The sequence below is a fragment of the Actinospica acidithermotolerans genome (genome assembly GCF_018139625.1).
Taxonomy (GTDB): Bacteria; Actinomycetota; Actinomycetes; order Streptomycetales; family Catenulisporaceae; genus Actinospica; species Actinospica acidithermotolerans.
The window spans coordinates 17,022-31,697 of sequence record NZ_JAGSOH010000089.1 but is presented as its reverse complement, the minus strand read 5'-3'; the positions used below and the strand labels follow the sequence as shown (position 1 = coordinate 31,697).

Genomic DNA, 14,676 nt, shown 5'->3' with positions numbered 1-14,676 from the left:
CCGACTCCTACAAGCAGCCTGACCAGGCACGACACGAAACTTGCCTCAAACGGAAAGGGCCTGGGAGCAAAAGCGACCTAGCCCGCATCTCGTTCGCAATAACCCCCGGCGCTGGGCGGGAGCGGCCCGAGCAGCACGGCAGCCCGAGCGCGGAGCTTCCCCCTCGGAGGCTCCGAGCCCGGGCCGCTGTCAGCGCCCTGCTTGTGTTGACACCGTGTCTGCTACTGGATGGATACCTGCTGCGGCGGGACGTGGTTGGCCGTGGCGGGCTCCGTCGCGGCTGGCTCCTCCTTCATGGAGGCGAGCAGCTGGCGGGCCAGGCCTAGGCCGGTGCCGCCCATCGTCAGTGCCTTGGCCAGCAGGTCGTTGACGCCCTCGGCGCCGTTGAGGACGACCATGTGGTCCACTCCGGCGAACGCCCCGGCCCCCGCCTTGACGATCTCCGGCCAGTTCTCGGCCAGCTGCTGCGCGATGACCGCTTCCTGGTTCTCGGCCAGCGCCGCCGCGCGCGCCTTGATCGCCTCGGCTTCGGCGAGGCCCCTGGCCTTGGCCGCCTCCGCCTCGGCGAGACCGCGCGCCTTGGAGGCCGCGGCCTCGGCCTCGCCGGTGGCCCGGGTGGCCTCGGCACTGGCCAGACCCCGCGCGCGGGTCGCCGCGGCCTCGGCCTCCGCCGCCGCCTTGACTCGCATCGCGTCCGCGGTGGCGCGCAGCTCGGTCTCCTTCGCCGCGGCCTCGGCCTCGTGCACCTTGGACTCGCGCTGCGCCTGGGCGAGCGTGACGGTCTTGTATGCCTCGGCGTCTGCGGGCTTGCGCACGTCCACCTGCAGCTGCTGCTCGCGCTTGCGGGCCTCGAGCTCGGCGACCTTCGTCTCCTGCACGACGACCTCCTGCCGGGCGGCCGCCTCGGCCAGCGGTCCGGCCAGCTTCGCGGTGGCGTTGGCCTGGTCGACCTCGGCCTGGTAGCCCGCCTGCTGGATGTTGGAGTTCCGGATCGCCTCGGACTTGCGCGCGTTGGCCTCGGCCTCGGCTTCGGTCGCCTCCCGCTCCGCCGCCGCGGCGGCGATGCGCGCGTCGCGCTGCACGGCGGCCGTGTGCGGCGCCGCCAGTGCCTTGATGTACCCCGTCGGGTCCTCGATCTCCTGGATCTGCAGCGAGTCGATGGTCAGGCCGAGCTTCTCCATCTCGTGGCCCGAGGTGGCCCGGGTCTGTTCGGTCAACCGTTCCCGGTCCCTGATCATCTCCTCGACGGTCAGGCTGCCGACGATCGAGCGCAGGTGGCCGGCCAGGATGTTGTGCACGCGGGCGTTCATGTTCCCCTGCTGGTCCAGGAACCGCCGGGCCGCGTTGGCGATGGACACCAGGTCGTCGCCCACCTTGAAGATGACGACGCCCTTGACGTGCACCGGAATGCCCTGGCTGGTCACGCAGTCGACCGCCAGGTCCGCCTCGTTCAGGTCCAGCGAGAGGCGGCGGACCGCCTGCACGCCGGGGATGACGAGCGTGCCACGGCCGGTCACGATCCGGAAGCCCATCCCCTCGTCGACGCCGTCCGTCCGGTGCCTGGCACCGGAGATCAGCAGCGCCTGGTTCGGCTCCGCCACCCGCCACATCGCCTTGAAGACGGCCGTCAGGACCAGGATCCCGCCGACCGAGATTGCCGCAATCATCAGTGCCAGAGGCACTTGAGGTCACTTCCCCCTACACCTAGAAGGGATCTTCGACCCAGTGTCGAAGGTCCCGACCAATGGTGTACACCTCTGGAGGATCGGCGGCGAGTGCAGATTGTGTCTCGTACATCACATACCGGCCCGCACGCGTCAGAGGGCTGAAACGTATACGGTACGCGGCGCGTGGTATTCGAGCACGACGACGATCGCGCCGACGGCGATCTGCTCCCCTGGCTCGGCCGCGTAGGCCATGAAGGCCTCGGCCCCGCCGCGCACCCGCACCATGACCTCGCCGACCAGCCCGGGCGCGATCCGCCCGGTCACCCGCCCCTGCAAACCGACCACGACGACCCTCCGTGTGCGAACCGACCCTCGGACCTACGATCAGGCGAGAAGCTTGACACGCCGGCGGTCCACGGCGGCGAGCGGGGGCGGCGGCACGGTCAGCACCGAGCAGTCCGCGCGGGTGACGCAGTACTCCGCGACGCGTGCCCGGAAGCGGCGCCGGAGCCCGCCCCGGCGGCGCGTGGCGCCGAGCACGAGGACGTCGTTCGCCCGGTCGGCGACCGCCAGCAGGGACGGTCCCGGACCGCCGGGCGCAGCGAGCAGGACGCAGTCGACATCGCGGGGCAGGCCGCCGAGGCCGTCGTCGAAGGCGGTGCGCACGACGATCGAGGCCGCCTGCTGCCAGGGCACCGCGCGGCGGCGTATCAGGCGCCTGCGGGACCGCGCCGGCCCCACGGCGTGCACGGCTATGAGGGTCGCGTCGTACGAGCGCGCGAGCTCGACCGCGTGACGCAGTGCGTGCAGGTTCCGCGGTGAACCACTCACGCCGACGACGACTCGCCCGATAATGCGCGACACGCTTCGGGTATACCGGATCTCCACCACATCCGGGAGGGGCGCACGGCTATTCGACCAAACTGAAGCGAAGCGCGTCGCCGCCCCGGTCGAGCGATGACGACTCGCCCGACGATGCGCGATACGCGATGCGCGACACGCTTCCGGCATACCGGATCTCCGCCGCATCCGGGAGGGGCCCGCGGCTATTCGACCAAACCGTAGCGAAGCGTGTTGCCGTCCGGGTCGACCAAGGCGAAGAGTGTCTCGCCGAAGGGGCCTGACCCGGGGACGTCGAGGCAGTTGATCCCGTCCGTGCACCATGCGTCGCGCAGCCGGGCCGGGTCGGCGACGCGCAGGTAGCAGCCCGCCGAGTTGGTGAGCGGGTCGTGGCCGGGCGCCAGGTAGAGGTGCAGCTCGATGTCCCCGCGGGCGAGCTGCAGATAGCCCTCGCCCCGGCCGACGACCCGGAAGCCGAGGTAGCGGTAGAACGCCTCGGCGCGCCGCAGATCCGCGCTGGGCAGGATCGGCACGGCGGTCTCGGTCGCGAGGGGCATAGCCTCAGTGAACGGCCTCGGCGCCCCTCCGGTGAAGGGGACTGCGCGAATGCATACGCGGTTTTAACGCCGAGGCCGCTGCGAAGTGCCTTGTCAGCTCGCTAGTCTGTCGGAGCGGGCCTCAACTCGTAGATAGGGTTGTAGATCACCCGCTGGCCGCCGAGTGCCGTGATGCGTCCTCGTACCTTGATGGCGCGTCCCGGGGTGATGCCGGGGATGGCGCGGCGGCCGAGGAAGACGACGGTCACCGCCCCGGTGCCGTCCCACAGCTCAGCCTGGAGCGCGGGCACGCCGGCCCGCGGCTGGAAGGTGACCGTGCGCAGCGTGCCGAGGATGCAGACCGCCTCGCGGTCCCGGCAGCTCGCGATCGGGGTCGCGCCCTGCGCCGAGGTCTCCGCCTGCAGGTCGGCGTCGTCGAGCTCGGAGGCCTCCGAGGCGAGCCGGTTGATCAGGCGTCGGAGGAACCCGGCGCGACGGTCCGCCGCGGGCGGCGCGGATCGCGTCTTCGGGGGTGCTTCGGTGTCGGGCTCAACCATCGCCGCCGACTCCCTTTCCTGGTCTTATCGATTCAGGCTACCTGGTCTCCTGCAGCGGCGGCGCAGCCTTCGGGGCGGCCGGCGGCGGGACCTGCGGGTGGCCGTGGTCGGCGGCGGAGCGCAGCTGGTAGGGCACGCTGGCCACGACCACGCCGCGCTGGTAGAGCAGCCTGCCCTTGAGCCGGAGCGCGGACTGGTTGTGCAGGATCTGCTCCCACCACCGGCCGAGCACGTATTCGGGCACGTAGACGGTCACGATGTCGTCAGGGTTCTCGGTGCGCATCCGCTTGACGAACTCGACGACCGGGCGGGTGATCTCGCGGTAGGGCGAGGCGATCACGGTGAGCGGCACGGGGATGTCGTGCGCGTCCCACTGCTCGCGCAGCGCCGCGACCTCCTCGGCGTCGATCTCGACGGTGACCGCCGTGATGCTGTCCGGCCGGGTCGCCTTCGCGTAGCCGAGCGCGCGCAGCGTGGGCAGGTGCAGCTTGGAGACGAGCACGACCGCGTGGTTGCTGTGCGGCTTGAAGGGGCGCAGCCTCTCCGGCGGCGTCAGCTCGACGGCGACGGACTGGTAGTGCCGCTGGATCGCGCGCATGACGAGCCAGATGATCGGCATCGCGACGACGACGATCCACGCGCCCTTCATGAACTTCGTGGCCAGCACGATGACCAGGACGGTGCCGGTGAATCCGGCGCCGACCGAGTTGATCACCCGGGAGCGCTTCATCCGGCCGCGCGCCGAGGGGTCGGTCTCCTCGCGCAGCAGCCGGTTCCAGTGCCGGATCATGCCGGTCTGGCTGCACACGAACGAGACGAACACGCCGATGATGTACAGCTGGATCAGCCGGGTCGGCGAGGCTCGGAAGGCGATGACGAGCAGGATCGCGAGCGCCGAGAGCAGCAGGATGCCGTTCGAGTAGGCGAGCCGGTCCCCGCGGTTGCGCAGCTGCCGCGGCATGTAGCCGTCGCGGGAGAGGATCGAGGCGAGCACCGGGAAGCCGTTGAACGCCGTGTTCGCGGCCAGCACCAGGATGAGCGCCGTGAAGAACTGCAGCAGGTAGAACATCGGCGAGCTGTCGCCGAACACGGCCCGGGCGACCTGCGCGATCACCGTGCGCGGGGTGTCGCCGGCGGGCAGGCCGATCAGCTGCGAGGCGTCCTCGGCGGTGTGCACGTGCGAGGCGAGGGCCAGCGCGGTGACTCCGGCGAACATGGTGACCGCGATGCCGCCGAGCAGCGCGAGCGTGGTGGCGGCGTTCTTGCTCTTCGGCGCCTTGAACGCGGGCACGCCGTTGCTGATCGCCTCGACGCCGGTCAGTGCCGTGCAGCCGGAGGCGAAGGCGCGCAGCAGCAGGAAGCCGAGCGCGAGGCCGGTGTAGTTCGTGGTGGAGTGGATCTGGTAGTTCGCGCTTTCGGCGACCAGGTGGTGGCCGATCAGCAGCTGCGTCAGGCCCCAGATGATCATGATCGCGACGGCCGCGATGAAGCAGTAGGTGGGGATGGCGAAGGCGGTGCCCGACTCGCGCACGCCGCGCAGGTTCAACAGCGTGATCAAGGCGATGATCACCACGCAGATCAGCACCACGTGCCCGTTGAGCGCCGGGATCGCCGATGCGAGGTTCGCCACGCCCGCGGCCGTGGAGACCGCGACGGTGAGCGTGTAGTCGACCATCAGCGCGCTGGCGACCGTCAGGCCGGCCTTGGGCCCGAGGTTGGTGGTGGCCACCTCGTAGTCGCCGCCACCGGACGGGTAGGCGTGCACGTTCTGCCGATACGACGCCACGACCACCAGCATCAGCAGCGCGACACCGCCCGCCAGGTACCAGGTGTAGTGGAACATCGCCAGTCCGCCCGCCGAGAGCACGAGCAGGATCTCCTCCGTCGCGTACGCCACCGAGGACAGCGCGTCGGAGGCGAACACGGGTAGGGCGATCTTCTTCGGCAGTGTCGCCTCGCCGAGCATCTCGCTGCGCACGGGGCGGCCGACGAGTAGGCGTTTTGTCATCCCCATCAGTGAAGGCACGCTGGGCATCGTAAGCCCGCTTCGATCGGCTGGGGAGACCGGGGGCGACTATTCCGGATCATGAGTTTTGTGGGCAAACACCCGCTTAGCTGGGGGTTTGCCCGTCTATGCCCTCAGCGGCGGTACGCGCGGAAGAAGCCGGTGAGGTCGTCCGCGAGCAGGGCGGGCTCCTCGTGCGCCGCGAAGTGGCCGCCGCGGGGCAGCCGCGTGTACCTGGCCACGTTGTAGACGCGCTCGGCCCAGCTGCGCGGCGGATGGGCCAGGTCGGCCGGGAACAGCGCGACGGCGGTGGGGACCTCCACGCGCTCCACCCGCCGGGTCAGCCCCTCGGAGTATTCGTAGTACGGCCGGAACGAGGTCGAGATGGTGCCGGTGAACCAGTAGAGGGAGGCCTGGGTGAGCAGGAAGTCGTCGTCGAAGCGGGCGGACAGGTCGCCGCCGCAGTCGCTCCAGGCGCGGTACTTCTCCACGATCCAGGCCAGCAGCCCGGTCGGCGAGTCGGCCAGGCCGTAGCCCAGGGTCAGCGGCCGGGTGCTCTGCTCGTGCTGGTAGCCGCCCTGCTCGGCGCTCCACGTGCGCACGGACTCCAGGTACTCGGCCTCCTCCGGCGTCACGCTCGCGGGATCGTAGACCTGCGGGCTCGCGACCGCCATCAGGTGGATCGCGGCGACCTCGTCCGGGTACGCCTCGGCCAGCCGGGACGTGATCCCGGCGCCGAGGTCCCCGCCGTGGGCGACATAGCGCTCGAAGCCGAGTTCGTCGTGCATGAGCCGGTGCCACAGATCGTGCGTCTGCAGGGTCTCGTCGAGGGTCGGCCGCTGCGGCGAGAAGGCAAAGCCCGGCAGCGAGGGCACGATCACGGTGAATGCGTCGGCGGGGTCGCCGCCGTGGCGCGATGGGTTGGCCAGCCGGTCGGCGAGTGCGAGCAGTTCGAGGAAGGAGCTCGGCCAGCCGTTCGTCAGCACGATCGGCAGCGCGTCCTGCCGCTCGCCGTCGAAGCGGAGGTAGTGGACCGGCGTCCCGTCGATGTCCGCGAAGCGGGAGGGCAGGGCGTTGATGGCCGCCTCGTGAGCCCGCCAGTCGTAGTCGCCGGCCCAGTACTCGACGAGCCTGCGCAGCTCGCGCTCATCGGTCCCCGCCTGCCAGGCCTCCACCGGCCACGCGGCGGTCCACCGCGTGCGCCGCAGCCGCGTACGCAGGTCGTCAAGGTCTTCGTCGGACACGGAGATCAGCGTGGTGGCGACGTGCAGCGGCGTCTTCCGTTCGGGGCTCACGCCTCATGACAAGAGGGGCCGTCGCCCGACTATTCCGCCCCGGCGCCGCCCGAGCGGCGCTCGTTTCGATCTTTACGCGGCCGTCACAGGTTGTGTCGGGTCATGCAACGTTGCGCGTTCAAGGTGGGAGCATGACGTCACGTAACCCGAACCACCACCACCGGCACCTGGTGGAACTCGCCTCGCTGCTCGCCACCGCCGGTCTGGCCGACGCGTTCGCCGACGTGTTCGGCCTGAAGCGGCACGGCTCGACCGCGCTCATCGCGCTCGGTGTGGCCCTCGTCGTCGGAACCGTCGGCCACCACATCTGGCTCCGACGCCGGGACCACGCGCCGCCCGCGCTGTCCACCGAGATCGAAGTCTCTCCGACGGGCGTTACCACCGCGTCGCCGGCGGACGGCGGCTCGACCAGCGTGTTCTGGAGGGTCCGCGCCGAGATCGACAACACGCCGGGGCGGCTCGCCGTGCTGGCCGGGGCGCTGACTGCCGCCGGTGCGAACATTCACGCGTTAGAGGTACACCCTGCCCCTGACGGAGTGATCGACCAGTTCCTGATCGAGGCGTCGGAGGACACCTCCGCCGAACGGCTATGCGCCGCGGTCAACGCCGTGGGCGGCCGGTACGCGCACGCCGTGCCGACCGACGTGCTCGCGCTGCTCGACGGGCCGACCCACGCGCTGGAGCTGGCCGCCCGCCTTGTGCGCGAACCCGGCTCGTTCGCGGCCGTGTTCACCGAGATGCTCGACGCCGGCAGCCTGACGATCGACGCGGCCGGGCCGGCCGCGACGCACACGGCCAACGCGGCGGACGCGTGGATCGACGGCACGACCCTGACGCTGCGGACCGCGGCCGGGACCACCCTCACCGCGACCCGGCCTGGCATGCCGTTCACCGCGACCGAGCTGTCCCGCGCCCGCACGCTGCTCGAGCTGTCGGAGGCCGCGTCGGCCACACTGGAGGTATGAACGCACCCACCACGAACCGGACGCTGATCCTGCTGCGGCACGCCAAGTCGGACTGGCCCGGGAACGCGCCCGACCACGAGAGGCCGCTGGCCGAACGTGGTCGGCGCGACGCTCCCGCGATGGGCCGCTGGCTGCGCGACTCGGGATACCGGCCGGACCGCGTGCTGTGCTCCACCGCGCTGCGAACCCGGCAGACGTGGGATCTCGTGCGGGACGAGCTCGGCGACGAGCCGCCGACCGAGTTCGAGCCGCGCGTCTACGGCGCGACGGTTCAGGAGCTGCTCGACGTGATCGCGGGCGCGCCGGCCGAGGCCGGGACCGTGCTCGTGATCGGGCACAATCCAGGGCTCGAATATCTCTCGCTCACGCTGGCCGGCGACGCCCCGACCGAGGAGCGGGAGCGGCTGCGCGTCAAGTTCCCGACCGCCTCGGCCGCGGTGTTCGAGTGGTCCGGCGCCTGGAACGAGGTCGCCGCGGGCAAGACGCGCCTGGTGCGCTTCATGACGCCGCACGATCTCTAGAGGACGCTGACCGCAGCTCTCTCGAGGACGCTGACCGCACGATCTCTAGAGGACGCTGACCGCCGGGCCGTGAGCCGGTGGGAGGCGGCTCGGAACGCGGCACGGCGGTCAGCGGCTCTGCGCACTCAGGTCAGCCGGTCACGGCCAGGCCGCCGGTCGCGGTGTACATCGCCTCGTTGAACGCCTGCCCGTTGGTCGAGGCGGCGCCGACCGGGAACAGCGCGTACGAGGTGCCGTTCACCACCGAGCATGCGATGTAGTCCCCGACCATGCGGCCCTGGCTGGTCCTCGCGATCAGCGAGAGGCCGAAGGGGCCGGCGAGGGTCTGCGCGGTGCTCCAGGTCGAGCCGCCGTCGGCGGAGGAGATGTAGCCGACCTCGAGCGTGCACGTGGACGCCGTGCACTTGGCCTTCGGGTAGAAGTAGTAGTACAGGCCGATCTTGGCGCTGCTCCCCGAGGTGGCGCCGTCCACGCCGAGTCCCGGGATGAAGTGGTCGACCGTGCTGCCGACCGCGTCGATCGGCACCCGCGCGACGGACGACCAGGTGGTGCCGTTCGTCGAGGTCGAATACACGATGTCGTTTGACGAGCAGCTCGTCCGGAACCGGCAGTCCTGCCAGGCCACGTACACCTTGCCCGCGGCGTCGATGCTCGCGCTCGGCAGCCCGTCGCCGGAACGCAGGTTGCCGGCGACGGTGTGCGACTTGACCGTGGCGATCTGGACGCTCGAGGTCCAGGTGGTTCCGCCGTTCGTCGAACTGAAGGCGCGGATCGCGCTGCCGTTCTCCGAGTACGGGACCACGACGGTGCCGCTCGGCTGGACCAGCGGCTGGCCGCCGAGGCCGGTCGGATCGTCGGCCGGGTGGCGCAACGCCGACCAGGTCAGGCCGCCGTCACTGGACACGGCCATCGACTCGAGGTTGTTCGACGAGGTGATGTCGACCTCGATGTAGCAGTTGCCGTAGTGCGGGCTGCTCGCGGTGTCGTCGCAGGTGATCCACTGCTTGTCGTAGCCGCTGCCGTCGAAGCCGACCGCCTTGATCGCGCTCCCCCAGGTCAGCCCGTCGGCGGAGCGGTTCACGGTGACCCCGACCGCGTTGCCGGAGGAGTCGACCGGCAGCCCGACGACGAGCCACTCGGCGTGCTTGGCGTCGTAGACCACGGCGGCGTCCGAGACCGCGGAGTAGCTGCCGCCCTGGTTCACGGTGATGCCGGACAGGAACCCGTGGCTCCAGGTCGCGCCGCCGTCCGTGGACGTGGCCCAGCCCAGGTCGCTGGCGCCGCCGCCGTAGATCCGCCCGGTCTGGAAGGCGGAGACGACCGTCGAGCCGTGCGCGTAGACGTCGGGCTCGACCTCGGTCGCGTGCTGGGCGTCGGTGTCGGTGTAGGGGTCGGTGCTCACCTCGGAGAGCGCGGCGCGCGCGACCGCGTGCGGAGCCGACGACGCCGACGACGCGAAAGCCGTCCCGGTCGCGGCGATGGGCAGGAGGGCGACGGCCGAGACCGCGGCCAGCCGGCGCAGAACGCGCCGGGATATCTGTGTGGGTATCAATGTTCAACCTTCATCGAATGGGCTGATGGCCCGAGCGAATCACGTCACGCCGCCGCGGTGGGGCTCGTGGCGAACGCGGCGGCGTGGTGCAACGCGGCGCAGTCTGGCAATGCACTGCGAATCAGACAAGCGCGCAGTTCGTCGCATCGGGCAATGAATCCGTAAAAATCCGCGATTGGATTACTATCAGCAGTCTGAGTTTGAGAGGCCGTCACATTTCGCCCGCGCGCGGGTGCGGGAGTCTAGGCCGGACGCGCCCGGCGCTTTCCCGACGACAACAGGCTCCTGCGACGCATCAGAGCCGGCCGGCTTGGGCATACTCGAAGGGTGGTCAACCACGGGGCTGATCAGATCCGGCGCGTCAGCATCCTCATCTCAAAGTACACCGACGACTACGTGGTCCGGCTGACCGAGGCCCGCAGCGAGGGCATGCTGCGCATGTCGGAGGCGGAGCTGCTCGGCCAGCTGGAGGCGGGCGCCGCGGTGGTGCTCGACCAGTTCGACCGCACGGTCGACGCCCCGGCGCACCCGAGTATCGGAGATCTGATGCTCACCGACTTCTACGACGGGCTCGCGGCGCTCGGCCCTGAGGGCTCCAGGATCGGGCTGGAGCGGGTGCCCGACCTGCAGCGCACGCACTGGCGCGTGCTGGTCGGCGCGCTGCTGGCCGCGGAGACGGAAACGAACGGCAAGTTCCGGCAGCGGCGCGGGCAGATCGACCGGCTGGCCGCGGTGCTGCAGGCGGTCGGCGACGGCTTCCGCGACTTCGGTCTGCCGCTGCACGCGGCCGCCGCCTACGAGCGCGCCGCCGAGCAGCATCTGCTGCTCGGCGACCGCAACGCGCGCGACCGCTGCTCGCTCGCCGCCACCCGGGCCAGGCACGAGGCCCGCGACCGCGGTTTCCGCAAGCTGGCGGAGGCCTGCGCGAACGCCCTGGTCGGCTACGGCTACCTGCCCTACCGGCTGCTCGTCTGGGTGCTGGTCCAGCTGGGCGTGTTCGGCTTCGTGCTCTGGCTCGCCGAACCGACCCGGGTCGGCGTCGTCGAGGCCTACCACATGAGCCTGCTCGACTATCTGAATCCGCTCGGCATCGGCGACGTGAGCCAGCTGACCGGCGTAGGCCAGTCGCTGCTCGTCGCGGAGAGCTACGCGGGCACGATCTCCACCAGCGTCTTCTTCGCGCTGCTGGTCCGCCGCTGGTTCAACGCCTGAACTGCTTCTCCAGCACGTCGCGCGCCTCGCCGACGCCGAAGTAGGTGTCCTCGGTGCGCACCCAGTCGAAGCCGCTGTCCTTGTAGAGCCGGTAGGCCACGTCGTTGGTCGGCCGCACGGTGATCCGCATCCGGTCGACCCGCGCCTCGTCGCAGATCGCCAGAGCCCGGTCCATCAGTGCCCTGCCGAAGCCGCGCCTGCGGCTGCCGGGCAGCACGGCCAGGCTCAGCAGCCACGCCGTCGACTCGGCCGGCACGACGGCCACCAGCGCGTAGCCTCGGACCTCGCCGTCCTCCTCGGCGACCACGCAGTGCGCGCCGTGCACGTCGAAGAGCTGGCGGATGACGAAATACGGATACGGCTTGTCGGTGAACACCGCTTTGTCCACGTCCTCGATCACGGCGAGGTCGGCGAGTCTCGCCGGCCGGCAGACGTCCGTCGCCGGCGCCGCAGTCGTATCCGTCACGTTCGCACCCTTGCTTTCAGGCGATCTCGACCCGGTCGTCGATGGAGGGAGATTAGCGCAGGGCGCAGCCTTTCCGTGGAATGTTGGCCAAAAAGCCGCCGCTCATGTCGCAGTGGCGTCAGGTGGCCGGCCAGGGTCTCCCGCCGTCGCGCAGCTGAATCATCCGATATGCGATCTTGTCGCGCATTCGAGCGACCAGAAGTTGCCACTGATGGGTGAATCCTGGATGCCGTTCGAGTCCCGTCCAGAGCGGAAGCATGACCGGATCCACATGGGCGCCGGGCGTCCAGAGCGGCACGAGCTGGTCGACGACGGGCTGCAGCAGCTCGACCGGATCGCGGCCGAGCGCGCTGGCCCGGTCCGCCTGGCTGAGCGCGAGGCTGACCGTGGTCAGCAGCCAGTCGTGCAGGGCCAGGTCCTCGCAGAAGCGCATGGCCCGCGGCAGGTCTCCGGGGCTCGCGTTGATCCGGACCGTGCGCACCTTCTCGTCGCGCTCGAGCGTGATCCGGGCGCTCGGCTTGATCTCGGAGTCGAGCACGGCCGCCCACAGCACCCTGGTGCGCCGGGCGCGCAGCGGGGTGCCGTGGTCGAGCCTGCGCCAGCTCTGCACCTCGTCGATGACCCGCTCGGAGATCGCGCCGAGGTCCAGCGCGGGGTCGCGTCCGTGGTCGGCGAGGAAGCCCTCGGCCAGGTCGTCGGGGTCGGCGCGGGTGGTGATCTCCACGACGCCCGGCCTTGCCAGGTAATGCCGCCAGGCGCGGCGCTGATCGGCGCCGGCCGGCAGCAGGCAGGCCCGCGCCGAGCCCTGCAGGATCCGCCCGCCGGTGACGGTGGCGTGCGACAGGGCCGTGCCGCAGCCGTGCGCCTTGCGCCGGCTGTAGCTGGCCAGCGCGCAGTCCAGCCCGGTCAGCCGGTCCGGCGACGTGGCGTGCGAGACCGGCCGCTTCGAGGAGTAGACCGGCTGCCCGGGAACCACCTTGAGCATCTGCCCCACGAAGTTGTCCGGGAGCGCGGCGAAGTTCTGCACCAGGCACGTGCGGATCTCCCCGACGACGACCAGCGGGCCCTGCTCGGCGCTCGGCGCAACGGCGTTCATCGAACCCGCGCCCCCGGTCAGCATTCGTCGAGGAAGACGTAGCCGAGCCGCTCGGTGACCGACTCGGGCAGGGTGATCCGCTCGTTCGCGGCGCGCGCCGCGATCTGCCGGACGATCGCCGCGTCCAGGCTCAGGTGCTCCAGGATGTGCCGCACGGCGTGCTCGGTCGGCAGGTACCAGTGCGGCAGCAGCGAGAACGCCCGGTACGCGGAGAACGGCGCGGCACGCTCGTTGACCTGGAGCACGGTCGGCAGGTCCGGCCACTCGGCGGGCAGGTTCGGGTCCGTGCCGAGCCGGTACGGCTGCGCCACCGGCTTGCCCTCGTTGCGCAGCATGCCGAGCCGCATCAGCTGCCAGACCGCGGCCAGGAACGCGCAGGAGAAGTCCCGGCGCAGCAGCGCCGCGCCGCTGGTCCAGTCCTCGACCTTCGCCCACAGCTCGACGTCGACGAAGATCGAGTGGTTCCGCCGCCCGTACTCCTCGGGCGGCTGCCAGGGGTTCGGGGCCATCGCCGCCGACTCGTCCGGCTTCGGCGCGCGCTTGCCGTTCGCGAGCCAGCCGGAGTCCGCGGTCGGCGGCCGGGAGCCGTTGTCCCCCGCGTCCGGCTCGGCGACGATCATGCCGGCCACGATGTCGGCCAGGTCGACCTGGGCCGAGGGCTCCACCCCCGGCTTGTCGGCGGACAGCGCGCAGCCGGACTCGCGCACGATGTAGTCCAGCGTGAAGCCCTGCGAGCGCGCGGTCTCCACCAGCATCTCCACGATCTGCGACGGCGGCCCGGCCGGCTTGCGCTGCGAGTCGGCCGGCGTGTAGTCGTCGACCAGGAAGCAGGTGCTCACCCGGGCCTTGCCGCCGTGCCGGCTCTTGACCGTGCGGGCGGCGGTCTCGATCCACGGCGCGGCCCGGCGGAACTGCTCGCGCAGCCGCTCGTCGGAGTCCTCGAGGTCCTCCCGGTAGAGGTGCCCGACCTCGATGGACAGGTGCGAGAGCGCCACCTCCTCGATCTGTGGCGTGTCGCTCTTCTCCCGAAACACCACGTCCATGCGCGTCAGAGCCCTTCCCAGGTCGAATCTTCGGACAGCCGGGCGGCGATCGCGTCGAAGGCCTCGACCGTGGCCGGATTCGCGATCTTGCTGACCACCACGTCCGCGTCGGAGATGATCTGCTCCCGCCACTGCAGCACCGGGTCCAGCGGCACCTCGCCGAGCAGCGTCGAGAGGCCGAGCCCGTTGCGCGCCGCGAGCTCCTTGAGGTCGTTGTTGCAGACCCGGCTCCAGGCCTCCTGGGCAGGGCGGCCCATGGTGAACTGCGGGGCCTCCAGGTTGACCACGGCCGTGCGCACGAAGCGGATCGAGTCGCGCAGCCGCTGCGGGTCGTGCCCGTGCAGCTTGCCCGCCTCCAGGATGCCGTTCTCGCCGAACACCAGGCCGTTCGCCGCGATGATGTGCTGCCTGGTCCAGCGGTGGAAGACCAGCCAGCGCGAGGTCACCTGGCGCATCCGCTCGTCGCCGGTGACCGCGAGCGCCAGGTCGGCGGCGTACGAGCGGCCCGCGCTCAGGTCGATCACGCTGACCGCGTACTCCTGCTCCAGCCGATTGAATAGGCTGATACAGCGCGGCACGAGCTCCTGGGAGCGGCCGAACTCGCCGCCGCCGCGATCCCCCGGGACGAGCACCAGCCGGCCCGAGCTCGGCGGCATGTCGCGCAGCGACTCCCGGTTGGACTCGGTGGCGATGTCGAGTTCGACCGGTTCGAGGCCGGAGCGCAGGTACGAGTGCAGGCCCCGGTCGGAGACGCCGCGTTCCGCGTCGGGGATGTCGAAGATGGCGCCGGCCGTCGGGGAGCCGAAGTCGAAGTCCAGGTAGGCGACGTCCTCGCCCTGCAGCGCGCGGCGGTAGGCGATGTTGCACCCGGTGACCGACCTGCCCGTCCCGCCCTTGTCGGAGGTAGCGAATATCAGCACG

Annotated in this window: 15 protein-coding genes; 3 read left to right on the top strand and 12 right to left on the bottom strand. The window is 70.8% G+C overall.

Annotated elements, in window-relative coordinates; genetic code table 11:
• Nucleotides 1–221: 221 nt before the first annotated feature.
• The 7 genes from KDK95_RS24755 to KDK95_RS24725 all read right to left on the bottom strand — a co-directional run bounded on the left by KDK95_RS24755 (nt 222) and on the right by KDK95_RS24725 (nt 6,858).
• Complete coding sequence (locus tag KDK95_RS24755) at nt 222–1,667, bottom strand: SPFH domain-containing protein (RefSeq protein WP_212520675.1); 1,446 nt, start codon at nt 1,665–1,667, stop codon at nt 222–224.
• Nucleotides 1,668–1,817: 150 nt separating this feature from the next.
• Nucleotides 1,818–2,012 carry an NfeD C-terminal domain-containing protein gene (locus tag KDK95_RS24750; protein WP_212520674.1) on the bottom strand — a complete coding sequence of 65 codons (195 nt, stop codon included), beginning with the start codon at nt 2,010–2,012 and terminating at the stop codon, nt 1,818–1,820.
• 39 nt (nt 2,013–2,051) lie between these two features.
• Nucleotides 2,052–2,531, bottom strand: a complete 480-nt coding sequence (locus tag KDK95_RS24745; protein ID WP_212520673.1) for a universal stress protein — start codon at nt 2,529–2,531, stop codon at nt 2,052–2,054.
• 182 nt (nt 2,532–2,713) lie between these two features.
• A complete protein-coding gene (locus tag KDK95_RS24740; protein WP_212520672.1) occupies nt 2,714–3,064 on the bottom strand; it encodes a bleomycin resistance protein in 351 nt (116 codons plus the stop codon).
• Between the two features lie 101 nt (nt 3,065–3,165).
• Complete coding sequence (locus tag KDK95_RS24735; RefSeq protein ID WP_249161833.1) at nt 3,166–3,600, bottom strand: OB-fold nucleic acid binding domain-containing protein; 435 nt, start codon at nt 3,598–3,600, stop codon at nt 3,166–3,168.
• 37 nt (nt 3,601–3,637) lie between these two features.
• A complete protein-coding gene (locus KDK95_RS24730) occupies nt 3,638–5,635 on the bottom strand; it encodes an APC family permease (RefSeq protein WP_306466666.1) in 1,998 nt (665 codons plus the stop codon).
• A gap of 104 nt (nt 5,636–5,739) precedes the next feature.
• Nucleotides 5,740–6,858 carry an epoxide hydrolase family protein gene (locus KDK95_RS24725; protein WP_249161841.1) on the bottom strand — a complete coding sequence of 373 codons (1,119 nt, stop codon included), beginning with the start codon at nt 6,856–6,858 and terminating at the stop codon, nt 5,740–5,742.
• Between the two features lie 173 nt (nt 6,859–7,031).
• Here KDK95_RS24725 and KDK95_RS24720 point away from each other — a divergent pair, with 173 nt between their 5' ends.
• Nucleotides 7,032–7,865, top strand: a complete 834-nt coding sequence (locus KDK95_RS24720; protein WP_212520669.1) for an ACT domain-containing protein — start codon at nt 7,032–7,034, stop codon at nt 7,863–7,865.
• On the top strand, nt 7,862–8,386 hold the full coding sequence (locus KDK95_RS24715; RefSeq protein WP_212520668.1) for a SixA phosphatase family protein: 525 nt from the start codon (nt 7,862–7,864) through the stop codon (nt 8,384–8,386). Before KDK95_RS24720 ends, KDK95_RS24715 begins: the two co-directional genes overlap by 4 nt.
• 130 nt (nt 8,387–8,516) lie before the next feature.
• Here the strand turns inward: KDK95_RS24715 and KDK95_RS24710 are convergent, their stop codons facing one another.
• Nucleotides 8,517–9,938 carry a sialidase family protein gene (locus KDK95_RS24710; protein WP_249161832.1) on the bottom strand — a complete coding sequence of 474 codons (1,422 nt, stop codon included), beginning with the start codon at nt 9,936–9,938 and terminating at the stop codon, nt 8,517–8,519.
• A 327-nt stretch (nt 9,939–10,265) separates the two neighbouring features.
• On the opposite strand from KDK95_RS24710, the gene KDK95_RS24705 reads away from it, so the two are divergent.
• Nucleotides 10,266–11,150, top strand: a complete 885-nt coding sequence (locus KDK95_RS24705) for a hypothetical protein (RefSeq protein WP_212520667.1) — start codon at nt 10,266–10,268, stop codon at nt 11,148–11,150.
• Here the strand turns inward: KDK95_RS24705 and KDK95_RS24700 are convergent.
• From KDK95_RS24700 to KDK95_RS24685, 4 genes are all read right to left on the bottom strand, one after another.
• A complete protein-coding gene (locus KDK95_RS24700; RefSeq protein WP_212520666.1) occupies nt 11,140–11,616 on the bottom strand; it encodes a GNAT family N-acetyltransferase in 477 nt (158 codons plus the stop codon). The two genes, KDK95_RS24705 and KDK95_RS24700, sit on opposite strands and share 11 nt — an antisense overlap.
• A 118-nt stretch (nt 11,617–11,734) precedes the next feature.
• Entirely contained in the window at nt 11,735–12,712 is a 978-nt protein-coding gene (locus tag KDK95_RS24695; protein WP_212520665.1) for an SCO2521 family protein, read from the bottom strand.
• A 17-nt stretch (nt 12,713–12,729) separates the two neighbouring features.
• Nucleotides 12,730–13,755 (bottom strand): SCO2522 family protein, encoded by a 1,026-nt coding sequence (locus KDK95_RS24690; RefSeq protein ID WP_212520664.1) that lies wholly within the window; start codon nt 13,753–13,755, stop codon nt 12,730–12,732.
• A 5-nt stretch (nt 13,756–13,760) separates the two neighbouring features.
• Complete coding sequence (locus tag KDK95_RS24685) at nt 13,761–14,675, bottom strand: SCO2523 family variant P-loop protein (RefSeq protein ID WP_212520663.1); 915 nt, start codon at nt 14,673–14,675, stop codon at nt 13,761–13,763.
• Nucleotide 14,676: the final 1 nt, after the last annotated feature.